Raw genomic sequence first — 17,937 nt, 5'->3', positions numbered from 1 at the left:
CCAAGCGACTGCGCTGCATCAGTGTGGCTGTAGCCTTGGTCAAGCACCAGGCTAGCAGCTTCGCGCTTGAACTCGGGGGTGAAGGTACGTCGTTGTCTGCTCATCGAACACCTCTATGGGGCGATCACTTTCGCCTAAAAAGGTGTCCAGGGTTAGTAGACCACTACACAGGCGTTCCTTGCAGGAGTGGAAGTAAAACCTGACCCGCTGCGCATATCGAATGCCCGGATTGTTCAGCATGGCCTGAATGCTGGCAATGTCTTCGAGGGTATAGGCCATCGCGGCGACCAAGAACTCGCTCAAGCGTGCGCGGGACCACTCATGCTGAGCCTGTTCTACCTAACCGGGCTGCGCACCTTCGAGGCAACCACGGCCGACATGCGCACGTTGCGCTGTTCGGCCAGTGGCCAGTGGCTGTTGGTGCATGGCAAACGCAACAAGCGGCGAGACGTACCGATTCCAGACGCGTTGTATGAGGAGCTGGGGCAGTACCGGGCCGTCTGTGGCCTGCCGGCGGCGATTGCTGCAGACGAGGACACCCCACTGCTGATGGCCGCCAACAGCAAGCGCAAGCGCGCGAGCAACAGCACCGTACTGAAAGCCATCATCGGCCTGATGACGCGGGCTGCAGACCTTGCACGCAGCCGCGAGCAGGCTGACCTGGCCGATCGGCTGGCAGAGACGGCTACCCACTGGTTGCGCCATTCCTGTTTCAGTCACTTGGCCCAGGTCACGGGGGATCTAGTCGTGGTGCGCTCCCTGGCCGGACACGCGTGTTTGGATACGACGAGCCGGTGCCTCCATGCCGAGGCGGATGAACTTCACATGCGGGTGAGCCACGCTTGACGAAGCCGGCAAGTGCTTAAGTACTCAAGATCTGCCGTGGTACTAGGTCTAACAGCGAGACGTCCCCCCGCCGGTAAATTTCCGGCAGAGGTTGGGCCGCCTCGCCAGTAATAGCCACTATCAAATCCGCTGATTTCTATGCGCGGGTCGGCAGGTTTAGCCTGAACGCATTCCTGAAACGTAATGCGCTGAGCCTGGAGGGACCCATGAAACGCCTGATGATACTGGCTTCGTTGATAATGACCGCTGCTCTGGCAGGGTGCGCCTCGAATGCACCCGAAACCCGGCCCTATACCGCACAGGAGAGTTTTCAGCTGTCCATGGAAGCTCTCAACCGGCAAGGCCTCCCAATCGACCAATACGTCCAGGCCCGGAACAAACTGATTCGTGTCCATAACGAGAATGCAGGCATCGCTCAACGCGGGGGCGTCGTCTCCCTTGGTCGTGAAAGCTGACCTTCAACGGTGTGGTCGTCAGCTACGTTCAGAGGAATAGATAAAGGCGTAAAGGCGGGGACTCTTACAGCAGGCGACTGATTGAAGCACCCCTGGATCTTCCTCAATGGACGCGCGGCTGCCCTACCCTCCTGACCGAGGGAGCAGGTGGTTTGTCTTCCTTACCTGGTACGCAATGCATCAGCTGGGCCAGGAGGAAATCGCAGTCGTCTCGATGCAATAATTCCAGGAGCACCGCTTCCATCAGCAGCTGCCAACAGCAGTCATGCCATTCCTCTCGATGCTGGATCGCCAGGTTCAGGATCATATCCAAGCGTCGAACCATTTCTGGGCTAGCGCGTCTGGTCAGGCATTCCTTGCATGAATGGAAAAAGAACCTGACACGCTGCGCGTAGCGAACGCAGGGGTCATTCATCATTGCTGAGATGCCAGCGGCTTCCTCAACCGAGATCACTCCCATTCCTTTGTTCACCATCTATCCTTCCCTCGACATACCATGTGTTTAGCCGCAAACATCGCGGCGCTGCGCTTGAGGCGTTCCCTACCTACCACCGCTCCCATCCTGTTGCGGTTCCCGAACACAGCATTTCTATGTGCTATCCACAAAAATAGGGGATTCGTCTGGGGATAAGCGCTGTATGGCCGCCCCCTTCCCAGTCTAACTGGCAAATTCAAGGATCGATCAAAAAACAGCCAAATCTGGCTGCCCACATGCTGCTAGGTTGAGTCGCTTCTCCCCGATTGCCAACAGTTTTCAAATCGAGCGAGCCCGGTCTGTATACCGTGAAAGGAGCAGTAGCTCGCTAGCGTTGCTACTAGCAACACATCTCGGCGATGGCTATTCCGGTTTACTTAAAAAAAATGCTTTAAATCCGGAAATTAACGTTTCACTCAAGCGATTCCGGAATTACAATCGTCCTATCATCGATTAGGACGAACCCCTGATGGCTACCGATCAAGATCTGCATGAAGACACGCCAAGCTATGTCGATTTCAGCGCATTGGAGTACCAGCCCCAGTTCGCAGCGAACTGTATTGGCTTAACCCCCCGTAGGCTGATGGATATAGAGCGGGACTATGACATCGAGATCCGAAGGGTAGCCCGTGGCACCGTCAGTGCCCGTATGTACACACCATCTGATATCTTCCGGATATCTGCATTACGGCGGGAACTGGGACACGCGAAACGGCTAGCTCGGCAGGTTGTGGTGTCTATATTTGTTCAGAAGGGGGGCACTGCTAAGACGACAACCGCTGTCAATCTTGGTATTGCTGCGCAATTTTCAGGTCTAAAAACTCTGATCATTGACAATGACCCCCAAGGGGACACCTCTTCTATGCTGGGTTATGACCCGGATTTAGCTCCTGAGGACCTCAAGAATTTTGGAATACCCCTCGACCGGCTCGTAGATGGACATTTGGGAAACCTAATTGCCCCACACTTACAGATGCGCTCATTCGAAGCGAAGAGGTTAGACCAGGTCGTTAAGAAACCCTTCGGCGAATATGGACCACATCTGATCCCAGCAGATGCGTACATGGAAGATTTGGTGATTGCGCTCGACGTATCCCCAAATCCCGATATGAGGTATGCCAAATGGATACAGCTTGCCATTAGCGGGAAGATCCCAGGCTGTGACCTTTCTGATTATGATCTGATAATTTTTGATAATGCCCCAGCAGGGTCGAGATTGACTAAGAACTCTGTGGCAGCGAGCGATTTGCTCCTTTGCCCTGTCCGGATGGACAAGTTTTCGAGTCGTGCTCTGGTCCGCTTAAATGACTGGTGCGCTCGTTTTGCCGAGGAATACAACTTCGCTCCGGATATGCTTGCGATTCCAACGATGTTTTTCAAAGGCAGGACAGCGCTACAGGAGAATTTAGCTCGGTTGAACTCGCTGTTTCCAAACCGCGTTACGGAGGAAAAAATCTACTTTAGTGAGGATTACTCGAAGTCGCTTAACAATGGTGTTCCTTTACTGCTTTGGAAGGGCGCCTCTACAAAGAGCCTTGATCCAGCTCGCAAGGTTTTCGAGGAAGTCATCGCCAAAATCCGGGACATCGGGAGCCATTGAGCAATCCCTACGGGTCCCTTGGTGTTGCTAGTAGCAACGCCTGAGTTCCTACCTATCGCTGCTACCAGCAACGAATTCTTTATTTTTTACCTGTTGCTACTAGCAACACCTTCTTCCATGGTGACCACGACATGAAATCAACTGATTTTCCTGGTAATCCGTTGAAAGGCACTCGTCGCCCAGCTGTGATCCCACAGACAGACCCGTCTCGTCCCTCCGGCCGAGCGGCGATGCTAGCGCAAATTGGTGAGGCGCTAGAGGAATCAGAGCTCGTCCTCAAGGATATTCCTGTAGAGGATATTGTGCTTTCGCCGTATCAGCCACGGCTTAAATTCGACCAGGCCAAGCTCATGGAGCTGCGAGAATCTATCAAAGCTATAGGCTTAGGAAAGCCGATTATTGTCCGTCCAAGGGCTGGAGGATACGAACTGGTCGGAGGCGAGCGCCGGCTTAGGGCGGTTAAGGAACTAGGCTGGAAGACGATACCCGCAGTCATTAAATCTATGACTGATTCCCTCGCCATGATTATTGCGCTGAGCGACAACACAGGTGAAGCGCTAACTGACTATGAAAGCGCCTTAGGTTACGCCAGGGTGCTAGAAACTGGAGAAGAGCGTAGCCAGGGAGCTATCGCCGCCCGGCTCGGGATAAACAGATCGACAATAAGCCGCTGTTTGCAACTTGTCGAACTGCCTGGATCTATTCAATCCATTTTGAAGGACCATCCTGAGCTAATTACTTCGAATTATGCGAAGCAGTTTGTCGAATACGCCAAACAAGACCGAAAGGCAGTTGAACGCGTTGTCCAGACGCTTATGGTAGATAAAGGAGTGGGGCAGGTAGCAGCGCTGAGGGAAATTGGCAAAAAATTACGTCCGGCTTCGTCTGACCCTGTAGAAACGAAGAGTTTTCAGGGATTAGGGACTGTGAAGAGGACGGGCACAAAAGTCGAGTTCAGATGCGAAAAGGGTATAGACCCGTCCCGATTTATGCAGAGAATAGAGGCATTTCTAGCAAGCATTGATCCACAGGATGTCGGGAATACCGCGCCGTAGTAATGTCTATTTAGTATCATAATTTCTCTCAGTAGCCCCTAGGGAGGAGGCCGCGCACGCAACGGCACTTACTGGTGCTAAACGAACTTTGCCTTTCCACAGAACAATGGGCGACTGGCAATGGCGCTGTAGAAGAAGGGGCTAGCACGTGATCTCCAGCTTCACGCTCCCACTAGCCCTCTTCAGTCCCCGGTTGGACAGAGCTTTGGTCGTTAAAGCAAATGGGTGTTGCTAGTAGCAATGCCGAGCGCACCGCATCATACCGAGGGAAAGCTCTGAAGCTTTAGCGCTCAAGCATTTAAGGGGCAGCGTGGGCGAACCCAGAGGAGGCAGAGTGTTGTAGAGTTCTGCCCCTCGATTATTTAGGTAAGCTCGCTTGCCGAGATCCAACGTGCAATGGTGACGCGCGGGGCAGCTGGCAAGGGAGCATTTGAGAAGTGTGGATGCCTGAGTCAAAGCACAGATCTTGGCCACTTAGCATCCACTACTCGACCTACGATCTGCCAGTTTTCATCGATCTCGATAGTGTTAAAAGCCGGATTCAGTGGCCTCAGGTAGGTTTTGCCTGAATCTCGGTAAAGCTGCTTAAATGTGGCCTCTTCAGTATCAATCATTTTCGCCACAACATATTGACCGCTTTCAACATCGAAACCAGGAGCGATCAATATAAGCATGCCTTCGGCGAAAGTTACGCCACCTTGAGAAGTCATAGACGGGCCTTTAACCTTCAACCAAAATCCGTTGGTTCCTGCCCAAGCATCTGATGGATGTTTTTCAAAGTTAGTTACATTTCCAATCACTAAAGCCTCCATGGCTTTTCCTGCCTGTACCCAGCTTATTTCGGGGTACTCATAAAACTTAACTGGGGCTAGGGCAGGCTCCACGTTTGCATCGAATTCCGAAGCATCAGGCTGCATGCCCCCTTTGCCTGTAGCCAGCCATTCAGGGCTGACCCCACATGCCTTCGCAAGGCTTACGACGAAGGTGCTCCCCAAATTTTTCCCCGTTTCAAGCTGCGAAATCACTGGCTGCTTCACCCCAGCAATTCTTGCTAATTCGCCCTGGGATAACCCAGCGTGCGCTCGTGCGGCTTTGAGTCTGTCGGCTAGGTTGGTCATTTCTTCTATCTTATAAGGTTGCTTATCAGCGTTGCAAAAAAGAAGACTTATATTTAGGCTATAATCATTCTTATTTGGACTTCTCGTATGACGCCTATCCAGAAGCTTGTCGATTTTTTTGGCGGGCAGGCGAAGACAGCATCCGCTTTGGGTGTAACTCAAGCCGCCGTGTCCTACTGGGTGTCCGGTATCCACCAGATGAGCGCAGCCAAGGCTTTCCTTGCCGAGGACCTGACGTGCGGTGAGGTTACAGCCCGTGATCTGTGTACTGCGCCGTCCGCTGAAACATCGAGAAGTCCTAACTCCCCTTTCTAAATATTGCCTTTTCCGAAGGAAATTTCACTGCCTACCCCAGGCATATAAGGAAAATTATTGCATTCACCTATAAGTGTGCTTATATTTGGTTGAGGTCGCCTGTGTTCACTCGTTCAGAACCTATAAGCGACCGCTGCTGGATAGCTACCAGTCGCGTATCAGAGGCAGCGATGGGCCGGCCTCGACGGCTCAGAGGGTTGGCAACTGGCCCAGGGTGCGCAGCGTAAAGCCCCAAACGAGTTATTCGGCGGACAGACGGTCGCGGTCGAAGTCAATTATGAAGCTCCTCTCGATTCCCAGTTCTTCTGGATTGAGAGGGGTTTCCCAAATGTCCTCTAGGTAGGCCATTTGGGAAATCTCTCCCTCCTCGCAGCAAAGGAAAAACCGCAATGCTCACCACCAGTGCCTTCCTGGCCCTGGCTATGCAATGCGCCCCCTCGATACACCCCGCCACGCTTACCCCCATCGTCAAAACAGAATCCTCCTTCAATCCCTGGGCCATTGGGGTCGTGGGCGGAGCCTTGCCGCGTCAGCCGCAAAGCCTGGATGAAGCGGTGTTGACGGTGAAAAAGCTGGTAGGGGAGGGCGCCAACTTCAGCATCGGCCTGGGCCAGATCAACCGGCAGCATTTCGATGTCAGCCACCCCGAAACCATGTTCGAGCCTTGCACCAATCTGCGCATGACCGCGCAGCTTCTGCAGGACTGCTACACCGCCGCCGCCGAAGCCGACCCCGACCTGCAAGGAGCCTTGCGCAAGGCCATCTCCTGCTACTACAGCGGCAGCCTCACACGCGGCTTCCAGGCCGAAGCCGACTTTGGCGGCAGTAGTCACGTTCAACGTGTGCTGGCCAACGCAGACATCAGCGTGCCAGCCCTGGAAGGCGGCGCTCAGCCAGCGCAAAGCCGGCTACAGCGCGCAACCGCCGAACCCGTAACCACCGTGCAGCCGGTGTACGAAAGCTGGGACGTGCTTCGGCAATACCCACGCTATCCACCGCCCGCCCCGGTTTCTGCTCCACCCGCTCCACCCGCTGTTTCCGCCGTTCCCGCATCAACCCCGCAAGAAACCCCCACCACTGTTAAGGAATATCAATGATGACCAAGCGAAGCCTTGTCCCCAACAAAACCGAACTGTGCATTCTGCTGGTAGCTGTGGCCTGCATGCCGGGCTTTGCCTCGGCTGACTGGCAGGAGACGTTGCAGACCTGGGGCACCAATATCCGCCTGGCCCTTTACGCCCTGGGCGGCACCCTGGGCCTGTGTTGCCTGATGTGGTCGGGTATCCAGTGGCAGATTGCCCGTTCCACGGGTGACCGGTCCCACACCTTCATGGACCACCTGCAACAAGTCGGCGTCCTGGTCGTCGTCGGCGGCACCATGGTGTTAGGCGCTGCGGCCTGGCAGGTCTTTGGCACCGGCGAGCCGGCGTAACCGGGAGCGCTTATGGCCGGTAACGACGCACTCAAGCAACTGACCTTCGAAAGCTACAACGGGATGAGCCGGCCGGCGATGTTCTGGAGCATTCCCATCATGCCGATGGTGGGGCTCCTGATGGGGGGGCTGGTGTGCGGCATTGCCGCCACCACCCTGCTGTCCTGGGTGTGGGGGCTGATCGCCGCCGCGCCCTTTCTGATTGCCCTCATCGCCTTGAGGGTTGTCGGCCTCATTGATCCCCAGTACCTGCGCCGTATCCGCTTTGGGCTACGGCGCCTGAAGCTGGGCCTGAGCTACGGCAAGCCGTTGTTGCTAACCCCGTTCAACCCGCAATGGAGTGAATTCTATGGCGCGCGATTTTCACAGAAGCGTTATGCCCCCCGAGGTGAAAGTTCCGCTGCTGCGGTACCCGGTCCACGAACACATGGTGACCCTGCCCGGTAATCGCCTGGTCAGCCTGATCCGGCTCAAGGGGGTGTCCCACGAAACGCGCAGCAATGACGAACTCATTGGGCTGTTTCACAAGCTCAATCGCTTCTTTCTGGCCATGGGCAAGAAGGAAGGCAAGAACCTGATGCTGCAAACCTACATCACCAAGACCGGCATCGAGCTGGACACGCAATACACCCTTCCGTTGCCGGCCTTGCAGGACTTTGTGGATGCGTACACCGCCCCGTTCCGGGACGGCACCTTCTACCAGGTTGGCTACAGCATCGCCTTGATTCTCAAATACCGCGAGGTCGACGAGGGCATCCAGCGCATGAGCGAACTACTAACCCTGTCCGACACCATGCTGGCCGACTATGACCCGGCCATCATGGGGATCGAGGAAAACGCGCACGGCGCGCTCTTTTCGCAGATGGGCCGCTACTACAGCCTGCTGTTCAACGGGCATGAAAAAGACATTCTGGTCAGCGATACCCGACTAGGTGATGCGGTGATCGACAGCGTGACCAGCTTCGCGCAGTACGACTTCATCGAGAACCGGCCCAACCGGGGCGGCCAGCGCTTCGCCACGACCTACGACCTGCGCGACTACCCCGGTTCCAGCTATCCAGGCATGTGGGACGAGGCTATCGAGCAGCAATTCGAGTTCTCCCTGGTGCAGTCGTTTCTGTTCGAAGACCGCAACGCGGCCAAGGGCAAATTCAAGCGGCACATTGCGGACCTGGGCTCCGTGGAAAAGGAGTCCAGGCAATCGCTGGAGCTGGAAAACGCCATCGAGGCGATCACCCTCGGGGATAAGGCGTTCGGCCGCTATTACGCCTCCCTGGTGGTGTTCGGCAAGACACCGGACGAGGCTATAGAGAACGGTTCGAAAATGGCATCGGTGTTTGCAGTCCATGACGCCACGTTCGTGCGCTCCACCATGAGCAATATCGACACCTGGTACACGCAGTTCCCCGGTGCGACCGATGCGCTGTACCCCATGATCAAGTCCACCGAGAACCTGGCCTGCGGCTTTTCCTTGCACGCCACGCCGACCGGCAAGGCCAAAGGCAATCCTATCGGCGACGGCACCGGCCTGATGCCGTTGCTGACCGTGAACAAGGCGCTGTACCTGCTGAACCTGCATGACAGCCCGCCCGGCCAGAACAACCTGGGCGAGTTGCTGCCCGGTCACGCGGCCTTCACCGGGCAAACCGGCGTCGGCAAAACCACGGCAGAGGCCACGGTGCTGACCTTCCTCAGCCGCTTCAACCCGATGATTTTCTGCATCGATTACAACGAGTCGCTGAAAAACCTGCTGGGCGCGCTGGATACGCAGTACTACACCTTGCAGCCGGGGCATTTCACCGGAGTGAACCCGTTCCAGTTCCGCGACAGCGTAGGGCTTCGCCAGATGCTGTTCGACCTGGTGCTGGCCTGCGCAGGCGGCAAGGACAGGACCAGCGACGAGGAACAGGACGAAATCAAGGATTCGGTGGAAGCCGTCATGCAGCACAGGAATGTGGGCAACACCACCGTGCGGGTACAGAACCAGTCGTTCAACAAGCGGGACATGAACAACCGGGGCCAGACGGACAGCTACAGCGAGCAGGCGCGGCCCCTGATGCTGCCCCAGGAGGTCAATGAACTGCCTTATGACAAGCAGCTGATTTTCATCCAGGGCACCAAGCAAACGGAGCCGATCAAGGTGCTGTCGCGCAAAATCTTCTTTTATGAGGAGGAGGTGTTCAGGTCGCGGGCCAACATGACGCCGCCGCCGTTGCCGATCGGAGACGCCTCGAAGATCGATGCTCTGACCGTGCCGGTGCGCACGGTCGAAGCCAAGGTGGCCCTGTCAGACGATCTACCCTTGCGCGCCGAGCAGCAACAACGTTGGAAGCCCTAGTTCAAGGAGTCCACGATTGGCATAGTTGCCCGTCCGATCAAATTGCCAAGCACTCCACTGTCATCGAACAGAGCGCCTTTGGCCGCCGCTGCGTCAGAGTCTGCAAGCAGCGCAGCCAAACCAGCCGGCAAACCGACACTGATCAGTACTGCCTCAAATTCCGCCTGTGGCAGGTTTTGATAAACCACAGGTTTGGCAGCTTTTTGGCTGATCATCGCAGCGAGCTCGGTCAATGTATAACTGCTGTTACCTGCCAGTTCATAGACCTTGCCTGCTTGCCCTTCAGTGGTCAAAACCACTGCTGCTGCTTGAGCGTAGTCGGCACGCGGCGCCGAGCTAATGCGACCATCGGCAGCGCTGCCCAACAGGGCGCCATGTTCCACGGCAGCGGGTACGCTGGCGAGGTAATTTTCGCTGTACCAGCCATTGCGAAGCAGTACGTGTGGCACCCCGGAGGCTTTCAAGGCCTCTTCAGTATCGCGGTGATCAGCGGCCAACCCCAGGGTAGAGATATCAGCATGCAGGACACTGGTGTATGCCAGGAGACTTACCCCAGCGGCCTTGGCGGCATCAATGACGGTACGGTGTTGAGTGGCCCGGATTCCTGCTTCATTGGAGGAAATCAGCAGCAGTTTATCGACACCTTTCAGCCCGGCAGTCAATGTCTCAGGCTCGTTGTAGTCGAATTTGCGTACCACCACACCCCGTTCGGCCAGGTCCTGAGCTTTGCCTGGATCTCTGACCAAGGCGGTTACCTGGTCGGCTGGGACGTGTTCAAGCAGGAATTGAATAACAAGGCGGCCCAGTTGGCCCGAGGCTCCGGTGATTGCGATCATGACAAATACCTTGATGGGGAAAGGAAGAGGGATCATCCTAGCGCCCTAGCTAACTTTCCGTAAGTACGCACCTAAAGGTAAGTACCATGAGTTCAACTACCGAATTTTCTGACCCGTTTTCAGCTGCTGTTCGACGCGGCGATGTACTGAGCGCCGATTGTCCTTCTCGTGAGGTGCTCAAGCACATGACTAGCCGCTGGGGCGTGCTGGTCCTTGTAATACTTCTGGGCGGGATGCATCGCTTTAGCGAGCTGCGTCGCAAGATCGGCGGGGTCAGCGAGAAAATGCTTTCGCAAACCCTGCAGGGGCTCGAATCTGACGGGTTGATCAACCGTAAATCGTTACCAGTTGTGCCACCGCATGTGGAATATAGCTTGAGCCCATTAGGCCAGGAGGCCGCTCAGCACCTTGAAGTCATGGTCAACTGGATCGAGGAAAAGCTGCCGGAAATCATGTCCTGGCGGCATAGCCGCGAGGATGACAAAACAGACGGTTAATCAGGCCTGCACGGCGATAGTTTTCGTGCAGAGCATAGAGCCGCCCTTGAAACACGAACACTGTAGCGGTGCATTCGCACCTGCAGAAACCATCAAGAACGCTACACCGCCCCTCTGAACACCCCTTGATAGACCGGCGCGCCCCGCGCCTTTCAGGAACTCCCACCATGAAAACATCCGTTCATGCGGCTGACCGCCCAGGTCAGCCCGAAGGCAACGCCGTGCCTGGTCGCGGCAAAAAACTGGTGTGTGCTGTGTTCGTCGCTTGCCTGCTAGGCAGTCCTCAAGCCTTCGCCGGCGACTCGTGCAAATCCGTGCTGTGCATGTTCGGCAAGCTCACCGGCAACAGCGGTGGCAGCGCGTGCAGCAGCGCCGAACGGGACTACTTCAGCATCCTGGTGAAGAAGCACGGCAACATCAAATGGAGCAAAACGTCCACGGCACGCTTGAACTACCTCAACAGCTGCCCCGGTGCTGACCGCAGCTACACCCAACAGATCAACGCCAAGTTCGGCACCGTCCGGGGCTAAGCCCTGCCCAACACACGGAGAACATCATGCGCGTATTTATCGCGGAAAAGCCCGCGCTGGGCCAGGTCATTGCCGAAGCGCTGGGCACGGTCATCCGCAAGGATGGCTATTTCGAGTGTGGCAGCAACGACATCGTGACCTGGTGCATCGGTCACTTGCTCGAACTGGCCCCGCCCGAGGCTCATAACCCCGCCTACAAAGCCTGGAACCTGGCCGACCTGCCGCTGAAGCTGCGCCCCGCCAAGTACCAGCCGATTGCGCGCACCCAGGCCCAGCTGAAGGTGGTCCAGCAGCTGATCGGTCGCGCCTCGGAAATCGTCCACGCCGGCGACCCGGACGACGAAGGCCAGTTACTGGTGGATGAAGTCCTGGAGCATTTCAGCAACACCTCGCCGGTCAAACGCATCCTGATCAACGACCTCAACGCCAACGCCGCCCGCAAGGCCCTGGCGGGCCTGCGCGATAACCGGGAGTTCTTCGGCCTGTATCAAAAAGCGCTGGCCCGCAGCATTGGCGACCAGCTGTACGGCTTCAACATGACCCGCGCCTGCACCCTGGCCGGACAGGCCAAAGGCGTCAAAGGCGTGCTGTCGGTTGGCCGCGTGCAAACCCCGATCCTGGGCCTGATCGTGAACCGCTACCTGGCCAACAAGCACCACGCCAGCGCGTTCTACTACACCGTCGCGGCCAGCCTCGCCTTTGATGGCCATCGCACCCAGGCGCGCCTGGTGGTCGCCGCTGATGCGCCCGTGGACGATAAAAATCGAATCATCGAGGAGGGCTACGCCAACCAGGTAGCTGACGCCTGCCGGCTCAAACCTGCCAGCGTGATCGAGGCCCGCGTGGAGGAAAAGCAAACGCCGGCACCATTGCCGTTCGCGCTGCTGGACCTTCAGGTGTACATGAGCAAGGCGCATGGTATTGATGCGGAAAAGACCCTGGCCCTGACCCAGTCGCTGCGCGAGAAGTACAAGGCCATCACCTACAACCGCTCTGATTGCAGCTACCTATCGAGCGACCAGTTTGTCGAAGCCCCGCACACCCTGGACCTGCTCAGCCAGGCCCTGCCGGACCTGGCCGGGATGTTTGCTGAGGCCAAACCCGAGCGTAAAAGCCGCGCCTTCGATGACAGCAAGGTGTCGGCCCACACCGCGATCATTCCAACAGCGGTCAAGATCAACCTGGAGCAGCTGAGCGCGGATGAACGCGCCGTGTACCTGGCCATCGTGAACCGCTACGTCGCCCAGTTCCTGCCGGAAAAGCGCTACCTGAGCGCCGAGGTGCGGTTTGACGTGAGCGGAAATGCTTTCATGGCCCGGTCCACCAAAGTGACCCACCCCGGCTGGACCGCGCAGATGGCCGAAGAGCGCGAAGACGACGAGGACAGCCAGGACGTGGACGCCGCGAGCCCGTTCGATGCCCTGGCGGCACTGAAGGCCGGCGACACGGGCCGCTGTGACGGCATCACGGTGGCCAAGGAGAAGACCAAGCCCCTGCCGCTGTACACGGAAGCGACGTTGCTCAAGGATCTACAGCGCGTGGCCAAGTATGTGAAAGACCCGCGCATCAAGCAGCTGCTGATTGCCCGCGACGACGTCAAGAAAGGCGAAAACGGCGGCATCGGTACGCCAGCGACCCGCGCCGCGATGCTGGCCAAGCTTCAGGAACGGGGTTTCTACGCGGTCGAGAAGAAAAAGCTGATCCCCACCCCGCTGGGCCTGGAGTTCATCGCCGCCCTGCCGGCGATTGCCACCACGCCGGACATGACCGCGCTCTGGCACGAACAGCAACAGATGATCGAGGCCGGCGAACTCACGGTGGATGCGTTCCTGGACGAGCTCGAGCGCTTCATTGCCGACCAGGTGCAAGGTGTAGACCTGGGCAACGTGCAGGGCACCGCCAAGCCGGTACCGGCCGCGCTGAATGCCAAGTGCCCCATGTGCGGCACTGACTTGGCGGTGACGCCGCGTGTGATCGGTTGTCGCGGTTGCGCCTTCAAGCTGTACCCGGAGGTCAGCGGCAAGATGCTCACCCCCGGCCAGATCGAAACACTGCTGACCAAGGGCAAAACCGGCGTGCTGAAGGGCTTTCACAGCAAGAAAACCGGCAAGTGCTTCGACGCCGCGTTGAAGCTCAATCACGAAGCCAAGCTGGAATTCGTGTTCAGCCGCTAGCCGTCCCCCACCCACCAACCACCGCGGAACGGGCCACGTCAGGTGCCGCGCTCCCGGCTCGTTGTGACGCGTTCCATGGTCGCGGCGAACGGAAGCACGGGCGAAGCGAACACTTGACGACACCCCGACCCGAAAAGGCTTACCGACGGAGTGTGGGGTGGCTTCATCGCCCCGCGCTCCCGAGGTCAACGCGGCCGTTGCGGGATGACAAGGGCGGCGCCCTTGGTGTGCAACCCCTGCGGCTTACACATTTTCGATCAAGCACACCGGGCGACTACGCCCGGTGCGATATTCCCTAGCTGAAGGAAACCCACATGAAAGTCATCGTCATCAACTACACCGGCACCGTAGGCAAAACCACTATCGCCGCCAACCTGCTTTCGCCCCGCATGGACGGGGCTCCGATCTACGCTATCGAATCGATCAACGAAACCGCTGAAAACCTTGGTTTGGACGTGGAAAAGCTGCGCGGTAATAAATTCCGCGAGCTGTTCAAGCGGCTCATGCTGGAGGACCAGGCCATCATCGACGTAGGCGCTTCCAACGTCGAAGACTTCATGTCCAACCTTGAGGGTTTTGAAGAAGCCCACGAAGAAATCGACTACTACGTGGTCCCGGTCACCGCCGGCACCAAGGAGCAAAAGGAGACCGTCAGCATGATCGGCAGCCTTGCTTCCATGGGGGTTCCTGCTGACAAAATTCGGGTAGTGTTCAACCGCGTCAAACGCGACGTGGAAGCCGAATTCCCGATCATTGCCGCTTATCACCAGCGGGCCAGCGCGTTCAAAATGAATTACCAGTGCGCGGTGTTCGAATCGGAATTGTTCGATGTCTTGTCCATCAATCGCCTTTCCATGCAGGGCCTGATGGATGATCAGACGGACTATAAAGCGCTGCTAAAAAACAAGGAAGCCAGCGCACAAGAGCGCGACAAGTGGTCCGACATGTACGGTTTGAAGCTCTTGTGCAAAGGCGTTAACCGAAAGCTTGACGCGGTGTTCGCCGAGTTGTTTGACCTGGAGCTGGTCAAATGAGTGAGCACGAAATCATCCCGTCTACGGCACGGGATGCTTTGATTATCGAGCTTTTAAGCGACGTGGGCCGCTTGCACGACGATGTTAAAAGCATTCCCAAGGTGCTTGAAGTGTCCATGAGGGATTCGCTCAACATTGTGGCCGACGCCGTAGAGGATGCGGAGGATACCGCGCTGCTCTTACAGAAAAGCACCAAGGAAATAATCGAAGCCACAGCCGCCAAAGCCGGTGTGGATGTCGCTATCGAGATGTCTACGGCCATTCACCAAAGTCTGGAGCGGGTTTTTGAGCCCGCTCTAAATCGAGCAGCCGCCAAAATCGAGAACCTGGAGAAGCGTATTACGGGTTTATCCAGCAATGTCCGCGACACCCAGGCTACGCGGTTTAACTATATTGTTTTGGCGGGATTTGTCGCAGTGACCGTGGCCATGGTGTGCGCAATGGGCTGGCTTGCGATACAGGCACAGGATGTTAATGAAACCAATAAATGGTTCTATGATGAATACATTCATCAGCGGGCCGTGATTGACAAGCTACCACCGGCCATAAAAAAACAATTTGCGCAGTAGTTACTGCGCAAAGCTACTTCACTCAAGGCTGGGCCTTGCGATTTGCGTCGCTGATCACTTGGGCCCAGTCCGTATTCTCCACCTCGGCCCTGATTTGCTTCAGGCTTTGCCTGAAGTTTGCTTGGGGTTTGAGCGTATTGCCGCTCAGCAGGGCCGGCTTGTTAGCCGCTACGCGAGGGCTTTTTTCAGGTAGTGGGTGTTTAGCCTGTTCGGGTTGTTTACGGCTTTTACGGATTCTGTAGAGCGCCTGGTCAAAGTGACGAAGGCTGATGGCCAGCCCCGTATCTACCAGTTTTTGGTGAATCACTGTTCTGCTTACCCCTGACCTCAGGGCGTTCTCGATCACGTCATACACGTCACGAATTTGCGCCGTGTACGACCTGGCTGCGTTGTCCTGGACCAGTTCAGCCAAGGCTTCACGCCGGTTTTGGGTTTCCTGAGCCACGTTTCGTCCCTTTCTGTCCGCCGAGTGATGTAAAAGTGATGTAAACCTGTCGTATCAGAGCGTATCACTGATGCATAAAAACGCAATGCAGAGCATTTGCGATGCATTCCAAAGCAATATAGATGTACGTCTGATGTAACCACCTCTCTCAAAATCTCTGAACAGGCACGTTACCGATGTATACGGGGGCAAGCCCCCTCCTACATCGACGTGCCAAAGGGGACACCCCTTTGCAACCCCGCAGCGCGCTAGCGCTTCGCTTGTCATTCGTCGTCAGTCATTAAAGCAATCGTCATTGTTGGAGGCCCTATGGCTGAGCAGTCCAAGAAAACCCGCGTCCTGACCCTGCGCGTGACCGAGGAAGATTTTGCTGAAATCGACAGGAAGCTCAAAGCCACAGGCATGACTACATCCGAATTTCTGCGCGATGTTTTTCTAAACTCCAAAGTCACATTCAACGTCAAGCAAGCCAGGCCGGTGGATTACCACCGATTGCTGTTCTTCTATAACAAAGCCAGTAACAACATTAACCAGCTGGCTCATAGCGTGAATGCCGCCAACCGGCGCGGTTTGATTTCGGAATCCGTCTATCTCAAATGGCTTAATAAACTAGCCTCGATTGAGTCCCGCTTTCTGACAGGTATCTCCAATGTTGATTAGGGCGAGCGGGTACAACACTGGCGCGCAGGAATATCTTGAAAAAGGCAATAAATCAGGTCGCGAATTAAGCCGCGATGAACTGGACCACCGCATGGTCCTGTCGGGTGACCTGGACCTGACCCGGGCAATCTATGAAAGCATTCCCGACCGAGGCCAGGACCGGTATCTAACGTTTACGCTCAGCTTTCATGAAGACATTATACCCGAGGCAACGCTTCATGCGGTAACTACCGAGTTCAAGCAGTTTCTGATGTATGCCTATAAGGAAGATGAATTCAATTTCTACGCCGAAGCGCATTTGCCAAAGCTCAAATGGGTAAACGATAAGAAGACCGGCGAAGCCATCGAGCGTAAGCCTCACATCCACGTTATCGTGCCCCGCATCAACCTGCTCAGCGGCAGTGAAGCGAACCCCGTAGGCTTCTATAAAAACCACGAAAAGCATTTTGAAGCGTTTCAAGAGTACCTGAACCAGAAATACAACCTTGTTTCACCCAGGGAGCGTGTCCGAGTAGACATCAGAGACGCGGCCAGTGTGTTATCCAGGTACAAGGGCGATGATTTCTACGGGAAGAATCGCGAGTTCAAGCAGGCCCTGGTCAAGCAGGTCATTGAAAGGAATGTCACCACCCGTGCCGACTTTTACGCACTGGCCTCTACCTACGGTGATCCGCGAATTCGCAACCAAGGTAAGGACAATGAGTATCTGGCGGTAAAGCTACCGGGTGATACCAAGTACACAAACCTGAAAGAGACTATTTTCAAAGACGATTTTATCGTTCGACGCGAGTTGAAGAAGCCACCCTTGGATAAAGTCGTCATTGCTCAGCGGTTGAGGGAGTGGCCGCAACGCGCCAGGGAAATCAAGTATGTGGAAAAGGCTACGCCCTCGTTTCGTAAGCGCTATGTGGACGCTAGCCCCGAGGTAAAACAGCAATTACTTGCTGAGCGTGAACAGAAATTCTACCGAATCCATGGAGAGCATCATGACTTACAGCCCAGCAAACGGCCGAGAGATCACCAGCGAAGTGTTATTGAAACTGCGGGGCGACGCGCTGCCCAGCCTGCCGATGGCCTGCAAGACCTGTCCATCAGCGATGTGGCAAATCACCGGCAAGCCGGATCGACCCGAAGCCGTGACGGTACGGTGTTACTGCCCAGTGATGCACACGTTCACTTGGGACAGCCGCAACCAGGAGGAGATTCTGGACTGCGATCATCTGTACGAGGAGGAGGAGGACGAGGAGGGCGCAGCCGGCCCGCAGCTGAGCGCGGAGGAAGAGGAAGCCAGCCTGCCGCCGTTCCTCAGGCAACAGCGGGAACAACAGCGCCAGCAGGCTCAACAGGCCGGCGACGCGCCGGAGCTACCCGAAATCCACGAAATGCCCGAGTACAACGAGCTGGACGCGTAGTCCCGCCCTACGCGAAGAACCCTTATCGGGTTGCAACGATTGCGGACATCGAGGAGCGCGGCCGGCGTTTATTCGATCCGCTAAAGCGGCCTGCGCAGCGTGAATTGGTGTTCTTGCGTAAGCCCTTCGAAACGCAGGCCAGCGAC

The 17,937-nt window shown here is 56.4% G+C and carries 22 protein-coding genes; 16 read left to right on the top strand and 6 right to left on the bottom strand.

The genetic code is table 11. The annotated features are described in order from the left end of the window. Positions 1-104 (bottom strand): transposase (locus tag G7016_RS22435; RefSeq protein WP_181117920.1); only part of this gene is annotated, 104 nt, incomplete at its 3' end. A 217-nt stretch (positions 105-321) separates the two neighbouring features. On the opposite strand from G7016_RS22435, the gene G7016_RS22430 reads away from it, so the two are divergent. Together G7016_RS22430 and G7016_RS22425 are read left to right on the top strand one after the other, a co-directional pair. Then, complete coding sequence (locus G7016_RS22430) at positions 322-846, top strand: tyrosine-type recombinase/integrase (RefSeq protein ID WP_181117919.1); 525 nt, start codon at positions 322-324, stop codon at positions 844-846. Positions 847-1,052: 206 nt separating this feature from the next. Then, positions 1,053-1,301, top strand: coding sequence for a hypothetical protein (locus tag G7016_RS22425; RefSeq protein WP_181117918.1), 249 nt, complete (start codon positions 1,053-1,055; stop codon positions 1,299-1,301). Between the two features lie 103 nt (positions 1,302-1,404). On the opposite strand, the gene G7016_RS22420 is transcribed toward G7016_RS22425, so the two are convergent. Next, positions 1,405-1,776, bottom strand: a complete 372-nt coding sequence (locus tag G7016_RS22420) for a hypothetical protein (RefSeq protein ID WP_181117917.1) — start codon at positions 1,774-1,776, stop codon at positions 1,405-1,407. A 466-nt stretch (positions 1,777-2,242) separates the two neighbouring features. On the opposite strand from G7016_RS22420, the gene G7016_RS22415 reads away from it, so the two are divergent. Both G7016_RS22415 and G7016_RS22410 read left to right on the top strand, forming a co-directional pair. Continuing rightward, positions 2,243-3,376, top strand: a complete 1,134-nt coding sequence (locus tag G7016_RS22415; protein WP_375139715.1) for a ParA family protein — start codon at positions 2,243-2,245, stop codon at positions 3,374-3,376. A 230-nt stretch (positions 3,377-3,606) separates the two neighbouring features. Next, a complete protein-coding gene (locus tag G7016_RS22410; protein ID WP_258195299.1) occupies positions 3,607-4,431 on the top strand; it encodes a ParB/RepB/Spo0J family partition protein in 825 nt (274 codons plus the stop codon). 452 nt (positions 4,432-4,883) lie between these two features. Here G7016_RS22410 and G7016_RS22405 read toward each other — a convergent pair whose 3' ends face one another. After that, positions 4,884-5,711 (bottom strand): LexA family protein, encoded by an 828-nt coding sequence (locus tag G7016_RS22405; RefSeq protein WP_258195298.1) that lies wholly within the window; start codon positions 5,709-5,711, stop codon positions 4,884-4,886. Here G7016_RS22405 and G7016_RS22400 point away from each other — a divergent pair. The 5 genes from G7016_RS22400 (at position 5,637) to G7016_RS22380 (ending at position 9,634) form a co-directional block, all read left to right on the top strand. Beyond that, on the top strand, positions 5,637-5,864 hold the full coding sequence (locus tag G7016_RS22400) for a transcriptional regulator (protein ID WP_181117913.1): 228 nt from the start codon (positions 5,637-5,639) through the stop codon (positions 5,862-5,864). The two genes, G7016_RS22405 and G7016_RS22400, sit on opposite strands and share 75 nt — an antisense overlap. A gap of 389 nt (positions 5,865-6,253) precedes the next feature. Next, positions 6,254-6,961 (top strand): lytic transglycosylase domain-containing protein, encoded by a 708-nt coding sequence (locus tag G7016_RS22395; protein WP_181117912.1) that lies wholly within the window; start codon positions 6,254-6,256, stop codon positions 6,959-6,961. Beyond that, the gene (locus G7016_RS22390; protein WP_225776524.1) at positions 6,958-7,296 is read left to right on the top strand and encodes a conjugal transfer protein; all 339 of its coding nucleotides are present in this window, start codon (positions 6,958-6,960) and stop codon (positions 7,294-7,296) included. The genes G7016_RS22395 and G7016_RS22390 overlap by 4 nt, the downstream gene beginning before the upstream one ends. Before the next feature lie 12 nt (positions 7,297-7,308). Then, a complete protein-coding gene (locus tag G7016_RS22385) occupies positions 7,309-7,743 on the top strand; it encodes a VirB3 family type IV secretion system protein (protein ID WP_181117911.1) in 435 nt (144 codons plus the stop codon). After that, positions 7,724-9,634: a VirB4 family type IV secretion/conjugal transfer ATPase gene (locus G7016_RS22380; protein ID WP_445674604.1), complete on the top strand. Its 1,911-nt coding sequence runs from the start codon at positions 7,724-7,726 to the stop codon at positions 9,632-9,634. Before G7016_RS22385 ends, G7016_RS22380 begins: the two co-directional genes overlap by 20 nt. Here G7016_RS22380 and G7016_RS22375 read toward each other — a convergent pair. Further along, the gene (locus G7016_RS22375) at positions 9,631-10,470 is read right to left on the bottom strand and encodes an SDR family oxidoreductase (RefSeq protein WP_181117909.1); all 840 of its coding nucleotides are present in this window, start codon (positions 10,468-10,470) and stop codon (positions 9,631-9,633) included. The two genes, G7016_RS22380 and G7016_RS22375, sit on opposite strands and share 4 nt — an antisense overlap. An 86-nt stretch (positions 10,471-10,556) precedes the next feature. On the opposite strand from G7016_RS22375, the gene G7016_RS22370 reads away from it, so the two are divergent. The 5 genes from G7016_RS22370 to G7016_RS22350 all read left to right on the top strand — a co-directional run bounded on the left by G7016_RS22370 (position 10,557) and on the right by G7016_RS22350 (position 15,274). Further along, positions 10,557-10,967: a winged helix-turn-helix transcriptional regulator gene (locus G7016_RS22370; protein ID WP_181117908.1), complete on the top strand. Its 411-nt coding sequence runs from the start codon at positions 10,557-10,559 to the stop codon at positions 10,965-10,967. A 167-nt stretch (positions 10,968-11,134) separates the two neighbouring features. After that, a complete protein-coding gene (locus G7016_RS22365) occupies positions 11,135-11,497 on the top strand; it encodes a TrbM/KikA/MpfK family conjugal transfer protein (protein ID WP_181117907.1) in 363 nt (120 codons plus the stop codon). A gap of 26 nt (positions 11,498-11,523) precedes the next feature. After that, positions 11,524-13,671, top strand: a complete 2,148-nt coding sequence (locus G7016_RS22360; protein ID WP_181117906.1) for a type IA DNA topoisomerase — start codon at positions 11,524-11,526, stop codon at positions 13,669-13,671. Between the two features lie 314 nt (positions 13,672-13,985). After that, positions 13,986-14,705, top strand: coding sequence for a StbB family protein (stbB, locus tag G7016_RS22355; RefSeq protein WP_181117905.1), 720 nt, complete (start codon positions 13,986-13,988; stop codon positions 14,703-14,705). After that, positions 14,702-15,274 carry a hypothetical protein gene (locus G7016_RS22350; protein ID WP_181117904.1) on the top strand — a complete coding sequence of 191 codons (573 nt, stop codon included), beginning with the start codon at positions 14,702-14,704 and terminating at the stop codon, positions 15,272-15,274. The genes stbB and G7016_RS22350 overlap by 4 nt, the downstream gene beginning before the upstream one ends. A 22-nt stretch (positions 15,275-15,296) precedes the next feature. On the opposite strand, the gene G7016_RS22345 is transcribed toward G7016_RS22350, so the two are convergent. Beyond that, complete coding sequence (locus G7016_RS22345; protein ID WP_258195297.1) at positions 15,297-15,686, bottom strand: hypothetical protein; 390 nt, start codon at positions 15,684-15,686, stop codon at positions 15,297-15,299. Between the two features lie 342 nt (positions 15,687-16,028). Between G7016_RS22345 and G7016_RS22340 the strand changes: the two genes are divergently transcribed. Then, positions 16,029-16,379, top strand: coding sequence for a plasmid mobilization protein (locus G7016_RS22340; RefSeq protein ID WP_181117902.1), 351 nt, complete (start codon positions 16,029-16,031; stop codon positions 16,377-16,379). A 166-nt stretch (positions 16,380-16,545) separates the two neighbouring features. Here the strand turns inward: G7016_RS22340 and G7016_RS25255 are convergent, their stop codons facing one another. After that, positions 16,546-16,839, bottom strand: coding sequence for a hypothetical protein (locus G7016_RS25255; protein WP_258195296.1), 294 nt, complete (start codon positions 16,837-16,839; stop codon positions 16,546-16,548). A gap of 514 nt (positions 16,840-17,353) precedes the next feature. Between G7016_RS25255 and G7016_RS25250 the strand changes: the two genes are divergently transcribed. Beyond that, positions 17,354-17,791 (top strand): hypothetical protein, encoded by a 438-nt coding sequence (locus G7016_RS25250; RefSeq protein ID WP_258195295.1) that lies wholly within the window; start codon positions 17,354-17,356, stop codon positions 17,789-17,791. Positions 17,792-17,937 lie beyond the last annotated feature (146 nt).

The sequence above is a fragment of the Pseudomonas japonica genome (assembly GCF_013522925.1).
In the GTDB taxonomy this organism is placed as follows: domain Bacteria; phylum Pseudomonadota; class Gammaproteobacteria; order Pseudomonadales; family Pseudomonadaceae; genus Aquipseudomonas; species Aquipseudomonas japonica_A.
This window is presented reverse-complemented; position numbering and strand designations above follow the sequence as displayed.